This window comes from Chitinophaga sp. W2I13 (assembly GCF_050434005.1).
In the GTDB taxonomy this organism is placed as follows: domain Bacteria; phylum Bacteroidota; class Bacteroidia; order Chitinophagales; family Chitinophagaceae; genus Chitinophaga.
In genome coordinates this window covers 3,367,584-3,381,745 of the sequence record NZ_JBNPWD010000001.1, presented here as the reverse complement: position 1 = coordinate 3,381,745, position 14,162 = coordinate 3,367,584, and the positions used below count along the sequence as shown (strand labels likewise).

Sequence of the window (14,162 nt, the reverse complement as noted above, 5' to 3'; positions counted from 1 at the left end):
CTAAACAATTTACGCAGATGAAGAAAATAATTTTAGTCCGTTTTTTAAATGCGCACACGGCTTCCGGAAGTGCTGATGGCGGTTTCACGCTTGCCAATGGCACCTATGTTCCCGATGTAATTATCCGTACCGTCATCATCATCCTGCTGTTCTATGTAGTAACGGGTTTTTTGCTAACGCTGATCCGAATGCTGCTTAATTATCGTCTTAAAAGCAAGATGATCAGCCGGGGGATTGATGTCACTGAAGTAGAAAAGATGCTGCGGATTGGTGTGGAAAGTAAAGACTATGCAGCGAAATATTTTTTCCTGTTACTGAGTGCCGGTATCGGTTGCGCAGTAGTGAACAGCTTTCCATCCGGATGGCTTTCAGCAGGCATGCTGGCCTTCAGCTTGTCGTTAGGTTTCGCCGGGTATTATTATTATCTGAAAAAGAGAAAAGAAACATGGTAAGCCCGTTATGAAAAAAGATCTGCTACTTGCTTTATTATTCCTGCTTTTGCTGCCCGCTATCCAGGCCTGTAACAGTAAACCTGAAAAGGTTGCTACGCTGCCACAGCGAAAAAGCAGCTACGTTTTCTCTGTTTTAACGGAGGTTCCTGCATTACCGGTTATCAGCCAGAACGCCTCGGGTACCTGTTGGAGTTTCTCCACCACTTCCTTCCTGGAGTCCGAGATCATCCGGTTGAAAGGAGAAAAAATTGATCTTTCGGAAATGTATTTTGTGAGATGCGCCTATTTACTGAAAGCCAGGAATTATATCCTGCGGCAAGGCACTGCGCGCTTTACTGAAGGCGGCCTTAATCATGATCCCATCATCAGCTCAGTTGAATTCGGGGTATTACCGCAAACGGTATATACCGGTCTGCTAAACGGACATACGGAACATAACCATTCCGTGATGTTTAAAGAGCTGGAAAGCACCGTAAAAAAATATGCTGACCCTGCCAATAAGCTGGGCACCGGATGGAAAAAGGAAGTACCTGCCAAACTGGATAGTTTTTTAGGAAAGGCGCCGGATGAATTCCCGTATGAAGGAAAGACATACACCTCTATGAGCTTTCTTGCCTATACGCAGTTAAACCCGGGTAATTACCTCACCATTACATCTTTTACGCATGTTCCTTTCTATAAACCCTTTGTGCTGAGTATCCCGGCGAACTGGGCCAATGAACGGTTTTACAACCTGCCCCTCGATGAATTTATGGAAAACATAGATCACGCGATCGAAGCAGGGTTTTCCCTCGCCCTCGACCTGGACGGGACCGAGCCTACGTTTACTGCAGAATTAGCTGTATTACCTGAAAAGCAGGAAGATAAGGAGCTGATACTTACGGAAGCCCGGCCGGAAAAGAAAGTGACCCAGGAAATGCGGCAATCTTCCTTTGAGGATTTCAGCACTACAGACGACCACCTTGTGCATATTACCGGCAAGCTGAAAGACCAGTACGGCAATACCTATTATAAAGCAAAAAATTCGTGGGGACCTGAAGCAGGGAGACATGGATTCATTTACCTGAGCGTTCCTTATATGAAAATGAAAGGAATCTCTGTGCTGCTTCACAAAGATGGACTGACGGATTCAACCAGGCGTAAGCTTTTTTAAGAGTGAGAAAGCGTAAATAAAAAAGGGTTCTTCCAAACAGAAGAACCCTTTTTATTTGTACCACGTACGGGAATCGAACCCGTGACTCCTCCGTGAAAGGGAGGCGTCTTAACCCCTTGACCAACGCGGCGCATCATTTTCGGATTGCAAATGTAGGATGTTATTCTAAATTTCCAAAAAATATTTTCATAACCTAAAATTATATTGATTAATAAGGGTATTGATTGTAAATTCGCTCTCGATTTTTTCATACTCAAATCACGATGTAAAATGGGAACTACTCTCAAAATTGGTATTAATGGTTTCGGTCGTATCGGCCGTTTGGTATACCGCCAGATTTACAAAATGCCCGGCATTGATGTGGTAGCTATCAATGACCTCACCAGCCCCAACGTGCTGGCGCATTTGCTGAAATACGATTCAGCACAGGGTAGATTCGATGCAGACGTTAAGCATTCTGAAAGCGCAATCAATGTGAACGGTGAAGATGTGAAGATATATGCACAGAGAGATCCGTCTCAAATTCCCTGGAAAGAACATAACATCGATGTAGTGATCGAATGTACCGGTTTCTTTGCTGACAGGGATAAAGCGGCCGCTCACCTTACTGCCGGCGCTAAACGTGTTGTTATTTCTGCTCCTGCTACAGGTGATCTGAAAACGATTGTTTTCAACGTAAACCACGAAATCCTGGACGGCAGCGAAACAGTTATTTCCTGCGCATCCTGCACCACCAACTGTCTCGCTCCTATGGCGAAAGTACTGCAGGACAGCTACGGTATTGCTACCGGTTTAATGACCACCGTTCACGCTTACACCAACGACCAGAACACCCTGGATGCGCCGCATCCGAAAGGTGACCTGCGCCGTGCCCGTGCTGCTGCGGCCAACATCGTACCTAACAGTACCGGTGCTGCAAAAGCTATCGGCCTGGTATTACCGGAACTGAAAGGCAAACTGGACGGTAGTGCACAACGCGTTCCTACCATCACCGGTTCTTTAACTGAGCTGACTACCATCCTCAATAAAAAAGTAACGGTTGACGAAGTTAACGCTGCTATGAAAGCTGCTTCCAACGAATCTTTCGGTTATACCGAAGATGAAATTGTAAGCTCTGACATCATCGGTATCCACTTCGGTTCCCTGTTTGATGCTACACAAACCAGGGTACTGACTGTAGGTGAGCACCAGATGGTTAAAACCGTTTCCTGGTACGATAACGAAATGAGCTATGTATCTCAGCTGGTGCGTACTGTGAAGTACTTCGCCGGTTTGATCAGCAAATAATAATTATAACAGGTACTCCCGGTGCAAACCGGGAGCCTTTAAATTCCGCGGAACTACACCATAGCAGCAATTGGCCAGCATTACCTGGTTATATACTCGCTTTGCGCTGTTGGTACCGCGGTTTTTTAATTTACCCCTTCTCGTTATCTTAAATTGATACATTATGAGCAAATTTTCTGACTATAACTTCAACGGCCGCAAAGCCTTGATCCGCGTGGACTTCAACGTGCCCCTGAATGATAAATTCGAGATCACGGATGACAACCGTATGCGCGCAGCAGTTCCTACCATCCAGAAAATCCTGAAAGATGGCGGCGCCGTTATCCTGATGTCTCACCTGGGTCGCCCGAAAGATGGTCCTACTGATAAATACTCTTTGAAACACCTGGTATACCACCTCATTTCCTTACTTGGTGGCGCAACCGTGAAATTCGCGGAAGACTGCGTAGGTCCTGTGGCAGAAAAGGCGGCAGCCGACCTGCAAATGGGCGAAGTACTGCTGCTGGAAAACCTGCGTTTCCACAAAGCCGAAGAAAAAGGTGATGCCGCATTCGCTGAACAGCTCTCTAAACTGGGCGACGTATACGTAAACGACGCATTTGGTACCGCTCACCGTGCACATGCGTCCACGGCAGTGATTGCACAATACTTTGCACCAGAGAACCGTATGTTCGGTTTGCTGATGGAAGCAGAAGTAAACAGTGCACAAAAAGTACTCAACGACGCAGCATCTCCCTTTACTGCAATCCTGGGCGGCGCTAAAGTGAGCGATAAAATCCTGATCATCGAAACCCTGATGGACCGTGCCAACAACCTGATCATTGGCGGCGGTATGGCCTACACTTTCCTGAAAGCCCAGGGCAAAGAAATTGGCAGCTCCCTCTGCGAAAATGATAAACTGGACCTGGCGAATGAACTGGTAGCCAAAGCAAAGGAAAAAGGCGTACAACTGTTACTGCCGGTAGATTCCATTGCAGCGGATAAGTTTGCAGCAGATGCAAATACCCAGGAAGTTTCCAACGATAATATTCCTGCGGGATGGATGGGCCTCGACATAGGACCTAAGTCTGTAGCCCTTTTCAGCGAAACCATTGCTGCCTCCAATACTATTTTATGGAATGGACCAATGGGCGTATTTGAAATGGCTGCTTTCCAGGCTGGTACCAAAGGCGTGGCCGAAGCCATTGTAACGGCTACTGCCAAAGGAGCTTTCTCCCTGGTGGGTGGCGGTGACTCTGTTGCTGCAGTAAACCAGTTCGGGATTGCAGATAAAGTAAGTTATGTTTCCACCGGTGGTGGCGCATTACTGGAGTTCTTTGAAGGAAAAGAACTGCCGGGAATTGCCGCTATCAGCTAAACTGCCGGCTAATTATATCCACAAAAAGCTATTACAGCGATAACCGTATGCAAAGATTTAACTTGCTGCAGCGGTCTATCCCCGTAATAGCTTTTTGCTTTTTTATATCTTGCAGCTAACCATTAATAATTTCCTGTCATGACTAAACGCTTTCTCTGGTACCCCGTGATTATTGGCATTTTTGCGGCGCTGATCTGGGTAATCCTTCAGAAGGGACAATCTTTACCGGTGAATGCGCACACGGTTATCACTCCTGCACCGGCAGCGGCGGCTATGGCCACCGGCGGCTGGTGGCGCTACCTGGAAAACCTGAAACACCCGCTGGGACTGTTACTGTTGCAAATCATCCTGATCATGCTGGCAGCGCGGGTATTCGGACTGATCGCCAATAAACTGAAACAACCGGCAGTGGTAGGTGAAATCATCGCGGGTGTGTTGCTGGGTCCTTCCCTGCTGGGTTGGGTGGCGCCGTCATTTTCCGGCTTTTTATTTCCGGCAGATTCGTTGAAAAACCTCCAGTTCCTCAGCCAGATAGGACTTGCCTTCTTTATGTTTATTGTTGGGATGGAGCTGGATATCAGTAAAATCAGGAATAAAGCGCATGACGCGGTGATGATCAGTCATGCCAGTATTATTATTCCTTTTTTCCTCGGCGTTTGGCTGGCATATTTCCTTTTTACACAGTTTGCTCCTGCCAATGTCAGCTTTTTATCTTTCGCGCTGTTTATGGGCATCGCCATGAGCATTACCGCTTTCCCGGTGCTGGCGCGGATTGTACAGGAACGGAAACTAACCAACACGCCCCTGGGCATCATGGCCATTACCTGCGCTGCCGCAGATGATATTACCGCCTGGTGTATCCTGGCGGTAGTGGTGGCCATTGTGAACGCTGGCGGGATAGTGAGCGCCCTCGTGACCATTTTACTGGCAATTGCATTTGTAGCCGTGATGTTACTGCTCGTCCGCCCCTGGCTGAACAGAACCATGCAGGCACAAATGGCGAAAGACCATCAGAAAGCAGCAGTATCCCTGATATTTTTTATGCTGCTGATATCTGCATGGGTGGCAGAAGTGATTGGGATACATGCCTTGTTTGGCGCGTTCCTGGCGGGTGTGATCATGCCGCATGGCACCAATATCAGGCAACTGCTGACAGATAAGCTGGAAGATGTAAGCGTATTACTACTACTTCCTATCTTCTTTGTGTATACCGGGTTAAGAACGCATATTGGTTTATTGAACCAGGGTGATCTCTGGGTAGTATTTGGGATGATCATGCTGGTGGCTGTAGCGGGAAAATTTGGGGGCAGTACCATTACAGCGCGTTTAATGGGTCAAAGCTGGCGGCAGTCGGTTTCTATTGGCGCATTAATGAATACCCGGGGATTAATGGAGCTGGTGGTATTGAATATCGGGTTTGACCTCGGCATCTTATCGCCGGAGATATTTGCCATGATGGTGCTGATGGCGCTGGCCACCACCTTTATGACCGGACCGTTACTGGACCTGGTAGCCTTTAGTGAAAAACGTAAAGGCCTGCTTACTACCTGATATGAGATTATTGATAATAAAAAAAAGAGACCAGTGATGATCACCGGTCTCTTTTTTATTTCGTATACCCTTGCGGGTGATTATTTCTTTGTGGTAGTTTTCTTTTTAGCAGTAGTCTTCTTTTTAGCGGTATAATGATGCTTTTTGGAAGAATAATGTTTTTTGCTGCTGGTAGCAGTTGCTTTTTTAGCGGTGGTATTCTTTTCTGCCATTTTCACCGGCGGCGGGAATTTGGATTTATCTACCCCAACTGCTTTATCGTCCAGGGTCATCTGAACAGATTCTTTCAGCATTTCATTTTTTTCTGCCATGAACTGCTTCATCTTTTCTTTAGGGATGCGCAGGTCGTAGTTATTTTCGGCGCTGGCCATTGCTTTGGAGAAGCCCGGGTTGAAGCGGTCTAATTCGGCCACGTTCATATCCAGTTTCTTTGCAATTGCTTCCAGGCGGTATTTACCGGTTACATTGATTTCCACCGTATTGAAGATCTCCTCTTCTGTTAACGGGCCTCTCGCAACGGGAGCAGACAGGTTATCTGCTACAGGCACATTTACAGTGATGGTGTTATCTTCACTTACACCGAAGAAGTTATTGAACTTATCGAGAATATAACCGGTAGCAATGAATTTGTAAACATGGTTACGCGATTCTGCAGGCAGGAAGTACTGCATGCCCCAGAAATCGGTACGTCCGCTGGCTTTGATAGCGCGTTGAACGCCACCTGCGCCGCAGTTGTAAGCGGCAACTACCAGTAACCAGTCGTCGAACTGTGCATACAGCTGATTAAGGAACTGGGCAGCGGCCAGGGTAGATTTATAGAAATCTTTTCTTTCGTCTATTTTCTTACCTACGCTCAAACCAAAGATTCGGGCGGTTCCGGCCATAAACTGCCAGGCGCCTACCGCTCCTACCCTGGAACGGGCATTGGTGTTAAAGCTGGATTCGATTACTGCGAGGTATTTCATTTCCTCAGGGATACCATTATCGCGGAACACCTTTTCAATCATATTGAAATAAGGCTGTCCTTTATCGATCATGATTTGCAGATGCTGACTATACCGGGTGGCATAGTTACTTACGTAACCGGCAACCAGGTTATTGTTGATCTGTTCATACACTTTCGCACTGCGAATGGTGTTAGGCAGGCTTTGAGCAGCTTTCTTCACTGCCACGGATGTTGGCGATGGCAATAAAGCAGTATCTTTTGGTAAACGTACCTTGTGATTCAGCTTTACTACAGAGGTATCGGGTGAAAATACCGGATACGCCATCTCTTTAGGATTGCTATTGCCTCCCATTGCACTCACACTCACTAAACTTATTGCTGGCAACAGCAGTAGTAAAAAGATTTTTCTCATACAATTTATTTTAAACAACAGTAACCTGCTCCTTAGCCATCAATTGATGCGCTATATGTAACAAGTTTGCTTCGCTAAACTTCTTTGTGATGATCTGTACACCGTAAGGCATTCCGTTTGAATGCCGGTACAAAGGAACGGATATAGCCGGAACCCCTGCCAGATTTGCCAGTACCGTATAAATATCAGCCAGGTACATAGCTATAGGGTCATCAGTCTTCTCCCCTAATTTAAATGCTGTGGATGGCACAGTTGGCATTAAAATGGCGTCGTATTCTTCTAATATATCGTTGAGTTTTTCTGTTACAAGACGCCTAACCTGTTGTGCCTTAGTATAATATGCGTCATAATAGCCTGCACTCAGCACAAAAGTCCCCAGTAATATACGACGTTTTACCTCTTTTCCGAACCCTTCGGATCTACTTTTTTTGTAAAATTCTGTCAGATCCAGGTTCTTTTCAGCGGTTCTGTGTCCATATTTCACCCCATCAAACCGGGATAAGTTGGAGGATGCTTCCGCTGTAGTCAGTACATAATATGCCGGAACTACATGGTCAAGGTATTCAAAACTTTTTCCTGCTACCGTATGACCTAAAGACTGCAAACTTTCAAAGAAATCAATATAGCCGTTCTTCATTTCCGCGTCCAGCCCATCATGGTACTGTGCATCCCTTAAATACGCGAATTTGAATGTTTTATTGTTTTCCAGGTCTGCTTTATAATCCGGAACTTCTTTTTGGGAAGCAGTACTGTCAAACTCATCCGGACCGGCAATCACCTGTAGAACTGACGCCACATCGGCAATATTCTTGCCAAAAATGCCTATTTGGTCAAATGACGAGGCGTAAGCGATGAGTCCGTAGCGCGAAATACGTCCATAGGTGGGTTTCAGGCCAACTATACCGCAGAAGTCGGCCGGTTGCCGAACAGAGCCACCGGTATCACTACCAAGACTTACCTGGCATAAGTCTGCCTGTACTGCTACGGCAGAGCCTCCGGAAGAGCCGCCTGGTACGCGGGTATTATCCAGGGCATTCAGCGTGGGGCCATAGGCAGAGTTTTCATTGGTAGACCCCATGGCGAATTCATCGCAGTTGAGATTACCGATGATAATAGCATCTTCTGCCAGCAATCTTTCGACGGCGGTAGCAGAGAACAGGGAAGTGAACCCTTCCAGTATTCGGGAAGCGGCGCTTACATTATGGCCTTTATAGCAGATCACATCTTTAATACCTACCACCACACCCGCGAGTACGCCCAGCTTTTCCCCGTTTTTGAGGCGGGTATCAAGCTCGCGTGCTTTCTCCAGGGCTTCCTCTTCATAAACTTCCAGGAAGGCATTCAAGTGTTTTAACTGAGCTATACGGTCGAGGTAATAACGCACCCTCTCCGCACAGCTTGTGCTGCCGGCGTATAATGCTTTATGGAAAGTGATTATACTGCTGAATTCAGACAAGACTAAACCAGTTAAATTAAATTAACAGAAAAATACTCCTTTTAGGGAGTTGGCTACAATATTATACTTTTGGCAGTGGAGCTTCTTCAGTGCTGGTATGTGGTGCATCTGTAGTGGCCGGTGCTGCAGCCTGAACGGGCTTTTCCCTCATTCCTTCTTCGATTTCCTGGCGCACATTGTTCTTTGCGTCATTAAACTCGCGGATACCTTTACCGAGGCCACGCATTAATTCGGGAATTTTTTTACCTCCGAAGAGCAGCAATACTACCACAGCAATCAACAGCAGCTCGGACATTCCAATGTCCTGAAGGATCAAAAATGATGAATTTAAAAAAACAGCAGTCATCTTCTCAAATGTTTAAAAGTTCAGTCAACAAAGATAGCAGATATAATCGGCTTTTTTACCGTTATGGGCAATCCTGCGCTAGTTTTAATACCATTTTAAGCACACGAAAAAAGCGGCACCGGTAATGGTCCCGCTTTTAACAAATTTCCCTGTATTTATACTAAACCCTTTTTTCTTTGATACGGGCTTTCTTACCAGCACGTTCGCGCAGATAGTAAAGCTTAGCTCTTCTTACTTTACCTACCTTGTTCAACACGATACCATCGATATGAGGAGAGTAAAGCGGAAACAGTCTTTCCACACCAATGCCATCAGAAATTTTTCTAACAGTGAAAGACATTGTTGATCCCGTACCCTGGATTTTCAACACATCACCTTTAAAGGACTGAATCCTTTCTTTATTACCTTCCACGATTTTATAGTTGACAGTGACGTTGTCGCCTGCTTTAAACTTCGGGTACTGTTTGTTAGCTGTCAGTTGTTCGTGAACAAACGAAATTGCGTTCATCTTTCAAATATTTATGGGAGTGCAAAAGTAAGTCAAGAAATAGCATTTACCAAATTAAAAATCAAGAAATTATCCCTGTCAAATGGTAAAGCGCTCTATATGACCTATGTATCATTAAGTTATAACAGGTCGGGCCTGCGTTGTTTTGTTCTTTCTACTGATTCCTGGTGTCTCCATTCGTCGATCTTTTTGTGATCTCCGCTCAGGAGGATTTCCGGCACCTTCCAGCCACGGAACTCTTCCGGGCGGGTGTATACCGGCGGCGCCAGTAAATTGTCCTGGAAGGAGTCTGTAAGGGCGCTGGTTTCATTATTCAGCACACCGGGCAGGAGGCGTCCGATGGCATCCACCAGTACGGCGGCGCCCAGCTCTCCCCCGCTCAGCACGTAATCGCCGATCGAGATTTCCTTGGTGATAAAGTGATCGCGGATGCGCTGATCGATACCTTTATAGTGCCCGCAAAGCATGAGCAGATTGCCTTTGAGCGACAGCTGGTTGGCCATTTTCTGGTTCAGCGTTTCGCCATCGGGGGTGAGATAGATTACCTCATCGTACTGCACTTTTGCCTGGAGCGACTCAATCGCATTTACAATAGGCTCCAGCATCATTACCATTCCTGCGCCACCACCAAACTGGTAATCGTCTACCTGGTTGTGTTTCAGGTTGGAATAGTGCCTGAGCGGATGTACATGTACTTCCAGTAAGCCTTTTGCCTGTGCCCTCTTCATGATAGAGTGTGACAGCGGGCTTTCGAGCAATTCCGGTAATACGGTGATTATATCTATTCGCATGATTGTGTGCCCTTTATAACAGTTGAATCCATCAGATCAACCAGTGTATAATTCAATTAAACCATCCGGAAGGTTGAGATGTACCGTCTGGTTCTTCTTGTCTACTTTCACCAGCGACTGTTCATTAACCGGCAGCAGGGCTTCTTTGCCCTTGATGAATACTTTTACGAGTACCTGCATAGGCATTTCAATGACTTCCTCAATAGTGCCCAGGGGGCCATATTGCTGGTCTTCCACGGCAAATCCCAGCAAAGCAAGGGGTGCAGAGGAAGCGGTTTGTTGTTTGAAGTCTTCTTCCTGCAGGTATACCTGAGCGGGCATCAGTTTGTGTGCGGCTTCCTTGGTATCTATACCTTCCAGCTTGATGTATACGCTTTCTGTATCCTTTACGGTTACCTGCTGTATAAAGTAGGGAATAAAGCTGTTTTTCCGCTCTTCCAGGAATATAACGGTTACACCTTTCAGCGCGGATCTTTTGCCGAGGCTGTGCCTTAAAACCAGGTCGCCCTGCAAACCGTGCGCGGAGGCCAGTTTACCTATACTGAAATAATTACTCATAATTTTTTGCTGTCGGACTTTAGCGGATCAGGTAACTGATTGCTGATGAGGCTATTAACAAAAATTAAAAAAGGAAACATTTGCGGTTGCAAATATTTCCTTTTTCAGGTATTGTTAAAACGTTGCCGTTTTATGCTTCGTTACCTTCTTCTGCTGCTGGTGCTTCAGTCGCTGGAGCAGCCGGAGTGTCTTCTACCTTTCTTACGATTGGAGCAGCAATCCTTGCTTTCTTGTGACCGTCGCGGCGGGCAGAAACTTTCTGTTCGTGTTCAGCTTGCCATTGTGCGAACTTCTGGTAAGCAGTAGGCTCGTCGAACAGGTTCAAAGTAACACCTCTTAACAGGTGTTTCAAATACAATACACCTTTGAATGACAAGATTCTTCTAACAGTGTCGGTAGGTTGTGCACCTTTCTGCAACCAACGCAATGCCTTTTCGGTATCGATGTTGATGGAAGCCGGAACTGTTAAAGGATTGTAAGTACCAATTTTCTGGATGAATTTACCATCTCTTGGTGCGCGGGCGTCGGCTACTACGATAAAATAGAAAGGCCTTTTTTTCGCGCCATGTCTCTGCAGTCTGATTTTTACTGGCATAAATAAGTCGAGTTATTTTTTGCGAGTTAGGAAATATTGTTTAATTAGGGATGCAAATGTAATCAGTAAGTTGGTATTTGCAAAAAAAATTTATATCAATCTGATCCGTTTATCTCACCATTCCTTTCAAACCCTTACCACCACCGCCAAATTTATTCATCATTTTCATCATCTGGCGCATCTGTTCAAACTGTTTCATGAACTGGTTGACGTCCTGGATGTTTTTTCCGGCGCCTTTTGCGATGCGTTTGCGGCGGCTTCCGTCGATCATATCCGGGTCGGCACGCTCCGCCTTCGTCATGGAGTTGATCATGGCCTCAATGCCCTTAAAAGCGTCATCGCTGATGTCCAGGTCCTTCACTGCCTTCCCGACGCCGGGGATCATGCCCATCAGATCTTTCAGGTTACCCATTTTTTTGATCTGCTGGAGTTGTTCCTTGAAATCGTCGAAATCGAACTGGTTCTGGCGGATTTTCTTTTCCAGCTTTTTGGCCTGTTCTTCGTTGAACTGTTCCTGGGCGCGTTCTACCAGGGTGGTGATATCCCCCATTCCGAGGATACGCTGGGCCATACGTTCGGGGTAGAAAACATCGAGGGTATCGAGTTTTTCACCCATACTTACGAACTTAATAGGCTTTTCCACCGTGTATTTGATGGTCAGTGCCGCACCACCGCGGGTATCGCCATCCAGTTTGGTGAGCACTACGCCGGTAAAGTCGAGGCGTTCGTTGAACGCTTTGGCGGTATTTACCGCATCCTGGCCGGTCATGGAATCCACCACGAACAGGATTTCCTGTGGTTTCACCGCAGCTTTTACGGCGGCTACTTCGTTCATCATCACTTCGTCCACCGCCAAACGGCCGGCAGTATCGATGATGATAACGTTGAAGTTATTGGCTTTCGCGTGTTTGATGGCGTTTTCAGCGATCTGAACGGCATTTTTATTTTCCGGTTCGCTGTAAACTTCCACCCCTATCTGCTCGCCCAGTACTTTCAGCTGGTCTATCGCCGCAGGGCGGTAGATATCGGCTGCTACCAGCAAGGGTTTCTTATTTCTCTTTGTTTTCAGGAAGTTGCCCAGTTTACCGGAGAAGGTGGTTTTACCCGAACCCTGCAAACCTGCGATCAGTACAACGGTAGGATTGGATTTGAGGTCGAATTCTGCTTCGGTGCCGCCCATAAGTTCGGCCAGTTCGTCCTTTACGATCTTCACCATGAGCTGTCCGGGCGAAATAGCTGTTAACACCTTTTCTCCCAGCGCTTTATCCTTTACTTTATCTGTAAATTCCTTGGCAATTTTATAGTTCACATCCGCATCCACCAATGCACGACGGATCTCTTTAACGGTAGAGGCGATATTTATTTCTGAAATCCGGCCTTCCCCTTTAAGCTGTTTAAACGCGGAGTCTAGTCTCTCTGATAATGATTCAAACATTGTTGGTATTTTAAACGGACTGCAAAAGTATATTTTTTTGCGGATTCTCGCGGATTTTGTCTTACTCAGGATTACGCTGATTATACTGATTACCCGGATTTGATCATTTGGGATTAAAAAAGATTAGCGAAGAATGTTGTGGTTATTATCTACCGCAACAAGCTTCGCTAATCTTTAAAAATCTTTACAAAATCAACTAAAAACTCAAGGTAATCAGCCTAATCAGCGTAATCCTGAGTAAGACAACATCCGCGTTATCCGAGGTAGTTGCGCAGCAACTTGCTCCTGGAGGTAGTTCTTAATTTGGTGATGGCTTTGTCTTTGATCTGGCGTACGCGCTCGCGGGTCAGGCCAAATTTTTCGCCAATATCTTCGAGTGACATGGGATGTTCAACGGCGATGCCGAAGTACAGCATGATCACATCTTTCTGACGGTCTGTTAAAGTAGAGAGTGAGCGCTCGATTTCGCGGCGGAGGGAATCGTGATGATCCAATTCCTCGTCTGCACTAACTGCATTCGGGTTTTCGAGTACATCCAGCAGGGAGTTATCTTCCCCGTCGATAAAAGGCGCGTCCATAGATACGTGGCGGGCAGCAACACCGAGGGTTGCTTCCACTTCTTCCGTATTGATTTCGAGGATGGTAGCCAGTTCATCGGGAGATGGTTCTCTTTCATATTCCTGTTCCAGCTGGGAGTACGCTTTGCTGATCTTGTTGCTCAGGCCCACTTTGTTAAGCGGGAGGCGAACAATCCTGGATTGTTCTGCCAAAGCCTGCAGGATAGACTGACGGATCCACCAAACGGCGTAGGAAATGAATTTAAAACCGCGCGTTTCATCAAAACGTTGAGCAGCTTTAATTAACCCGAGGTTCCCCTCGTTGATCAGGTCACTGAGCGACAGGCCCTGGTTCTGGTACTGTTTCGCAACGGATACCACAAAGCGGAGGTTTGCTTTTGTAAGCTTCTCCAACGCTCTCTGATCGCCCTGCTTGATCCGGATAGCCAGGTTTACCTCTTCTTCCGGCGTAATTAAATCCACTTTCCCAATCTCCTGCAGATACTTCTCCAGGGATTGTGATTCCCTGTTGGTAATGGATTTAGTGATTTTAAGTTGGCGCATTGACATAGAGTCGGAACAGTTACAGGTTAATAAAAAGTTAAGATTTGATGAATGCCTGACAAAAATAACTTTTTTTAGATAGCCACCAAAAAAAATCTATTGTTTTTAAATCATTTCCAAATAAAATCGATTGATCATTAAGGGCTTGCAAATGTCGCGGAAATTCGCCACTATAGAGGCGAAGCAGACAGCGC

The 14,162-nt window shown here is 46.2% G+C and carries 14 protein-coding genes and 1 tRNA gene; 5 read left to right on the top strand and 10 right to left on the bottom strand.

Annotation, left to right across the window (positions count from 1 at the left end; translation table 11 throughout):
* The first annotated feature begins 17 nt into the window (after nucleotides 1-17).
* Together QFZ48_RS13995 and QFZ48_RS13990 are read left to right on the top strand one after the other, a co-directional pair.
* A complete protein-coding gene (locus QFZ48_RS13995) occupies nucleotides 18-452 on the top strand; it encodes a hypothetical protein (protein WP_429042042.1) in 435 nt (144 codons plus the stop codon).
* Between the two features lie 7 nt (nucleotides 453-459).
* On the top strand, nucleotides 460-1,605 hold the full coding sequence (locus QFZ48_RS13990; protein WP_429062676.1) for a C1 family peptidase: 1,146 nt from the start codon (nucleotides 460-462) through the stop codon (nucleotides 1,603-1,605).
* Nucleotides 1,606-1,663: 58 nt separating this feature from the next.
* Here QFZ48_RS13990 and QFZ48_RS13985 read toward each other — a convergent pair.
* Nucleotides 1,664-1,735: transfer RNA gene (locus tag QFZ48_RS13985), tRNA-Glu, on the bottom strand.
* A 140-nt stretch (nucleotides 1,736-1,875) separates the two neighbouring features.
* On the opposite strand from QFZ48_RS13985, the gene gap reads away from it, so the two are divergent.
* The 3 genes from gap to QFZ48_RS13970 all read left to right on the top strand — a co-directional run bounded on the left by gap (nucleotide 1,876) and on the right by QFZ48_RS13970 (nucleotide 5,800).
* Complete coding sequence (gene gap, locus QFZ48_RS13980) at nucleotides 1,876-2,892, top strand: type I glyceraldehyde-3-phosphate dehydrogenase (protein WP_370913331.1); 1,017 nt, start codon at nucleotides 1,876-1,878, stop codon at nucleotides 2,890-2,892.
* A gap of 163 nt (nucleotides 2,893-3,055) precedes the next feature.
* Nucleotides 3,056-4,249 (top strand): phosphoglycerate kinase, encoded by a 1,194-nt coding sequence (locus QFZ48_RS13975; protein WP_429042047.1) that lies wholly within the window; start codon nucleotides 3,056-3,058, stop codon nucleotides 4,247-4,249.
* Nucleotides 4,250-4,387: 138 nt separating this feature from the next.
* Entirely contained in the window at nucleotides 4,388-5,800 is a 1,413-nt protein-coding gene (locus QFZ48_RS13970; RefSeq protein WP_429042050.1) for a cation:proton antiporter, read from the top strand.
* Nucleotides 5,801-5,880: 80 nt separating this feature from the next.
* Here the strand turns inward: QFZ48_RS13970 and QFZ48_RS13965 are convergent, their stop codons facing one another.
* From QFZ48_RS13965 to QFZ48_RS13925, 9 genes are all read right to left on the bottom strand, one after another.
* Nucleotides 5,881-7,158 (bottom strand): lytic transglycosylase domain-containing protein, encoded by a 1,278-nt coding sequence (locus QFZ48_RS13965; protein ID WP_429042053.1) that lies wholly within the window; start codon nucleotides 7,156-7,158, stop codon nucleotides 5,881-5,883.
* A 10-nt stretch (nucleotides 7,159-7,168) separates the two neighbouring features.
* Entirely contained in the window at nucleotides 7,169-8,614 is a 1,446-nt protein-coding gene (gene gatA / locus QFZ48_RS13960) for an Asp-tRNA(Asn)/Glu-tRNA(Gln) amidotransferase subunit GatA (protein ID WP_429062674.1), read from the bottom strand.
* Between the two features lie 61 nt (nucleotides 8,615-8,675).
* The gene (locus QFZ48_RS13955; protein ID WP_370913336.1) at nucleotides 8,676-8,930 is read right to left on the bottom strand and encodes a Sec-independent protein translocase subunit TatA/TatB; all 255 of its coding nucleotides are present in this window, start codon (nucleotides 8,928-8,930) and stop codon (nucleotides 8,676-8,678) included.
* Nucleotides 8,931-9,120: 190 nt separating this feature from the next.
* Nucleotides 9,121-9,468, bottom strand: a complete 348-nt coding sequence (gene rplS, locus QFZ48_RS13950) for a 50S ribosomal protein L19 (RefSeq protein ID WP_079473603.1) — start codon at nucleotides 9,466-9,468, stop codon at nucleotides 9,121-9,123.
* Nucleotides 9,469-9,587: 119 nt separating this feature from the next.
* A complete protein-coding gene (gene trmD, locus QFZ48_RS13945; protein ID WP_429062671.1) occupies nucleotides 9,588-10,259 on the bottom strand; it encodes a tRNA (guanosine(37)-N1)-methyltransferase TrmD in 672 nt (223 codons plus the stop codon).
* 36 nt (nucleotides 10,260-10,295) lie between these two features.
* Nucleotides 10,296-10,817, bottom strand: a complete 522-nt coding sequence (gene rimM, locus QFZ48_RS13940) for a ribosome maturation factor RimM (protein ID WP_079473601.1) — start codon at nucleotides 10,815-10,817, stop codon at nucleotides 10,296-10,298.
* A 130-nt stretch (nucleotides 10,818-10,947) separates the two neighbouring features.
* The gene (gene rpsP, locus QFZ48_RS13935) at nucleotides 10,948-11,412 is read right to left on the bottom strand and encodes a 30S ribosomal protein S16 (RefSeq protein ID WP_370913339.1); all 465 of its coding nucleotides are present in this window, start codon (nucleotides 11,410-11,412) and stop codon (nucleotides 10,948-10,950) included.
* 109 nt (nucleotides 11,413-11,521) lie between these two features.
* Nucleotides 11,522-12,847 carry a signal recognition particle protein gene (gene ffh / locus QFZ48_RS13930; protein ID WP_370913340.1) on the bottom strand — a complete coding sequence of 442 codons (1,326 nt, stop codon included), beginning with the start codon at nucleotides 12,845-12,847 and terminating at the stop codon, nucleotides 11,522-11,524.
* Between the two features lie 254 nt (nucleotides 12,848-13,101).
* On the bottom strand, nucleotides 13,102-13,968 hold the full coding sequence (locus tag QFZ48_RS13925) for a sigma-70 family RNA polymerase sigma factor (protein WP_079473598.1): 867 nt from the start codon (nucleotides 13,966-13,968) through the stop codon (nucleotides 13,102-13,104).
* Nucleotides 13,969-14,162: the final 194 nt, after the last annotated feature.

Bases quoted from the DNA above. Each gene is read 5' to 3' on its own strand.
- QFZ48_RS13995 (WP_429042042.1), top strand. From the start codon at position 18: ATGAAGAAAATAATTTTAGTCCGTTTTTTAAATGCGCACACGGCTTCC.
- QFZ48_RS13990 (WP_429062676.1), top strand. From the start codon at position 460: ATGAAAAAAGATCTGCTACTTGCTTTATTATTCCTGCTTTTGCTGCCC.
- gap (WP_370913331.1), top strand. From the start codon at position 1,876: ATGGGAACTACTCTCAAAATTGGTATTAATGGTTTCGGTCGTATCGGC.
- QFZ48_RS13975 (WP_429042047.1), top strand. From the start codon at position 3,056: ATGAGCAAATTTTCTGACTATAACTTCAACGGCCGCAAAGCCTTGATC.
- QFZ48_RS13970 (WP_429042050.1), top strand. From the start codon at position 4,388: ATGACTAAACGCTTTCTCTGGTACCCCGTGATTATTGGCATTTTTGCG.
- QFZ48_RS13965 (WP_429042053.1), bottom strand. From the start codon at position 7,158: ATGAGAAAAATCTTTTTACTACTGCTGTTGCCAGCAATAAGTTTAGTG.
- rplS (WP_079473603.1), bottom strand. From the start codon at position 9,468: ATGAACGCAATTTCGTTTGTTCACGAACAACTGACAGCTAACAAACAG.
- trmD (WP_429062671.1), bottom strand. From the start codon at position 10,259: ATGCGAATAGATATAATCACCGTATTACCGGAATTGCTCGAAAGCCCG.
- rimM (WP_079473601.1), bottom strand. From the start codon at position 10,817: ATGAGTAATTATTTCAGTATAGGTAAACTGGCCTCCGCGCACGGTTTG.
- rpsP (WP_370913339.1), bottom strand. From the start codon at position 11,412: ATGCCAGTAAAAATCAGACTGCAGAGACATGGCGCGAAAAAAAGGCCT.
- ffh (WP_370913340.1), bottom strand. From the start codon at position 12,847: ATGTTTGAATCATTATCAGAGAGACTAGACTCCGCGTTTAAACAGCTT.
- QFZ48_RS13925 (WP_079473598.1), bottom strand. From the start codon at position 13,968: ATGCGCCAACTTAAAATCACTAAATCCATTACCAACAGGGAATCACAA.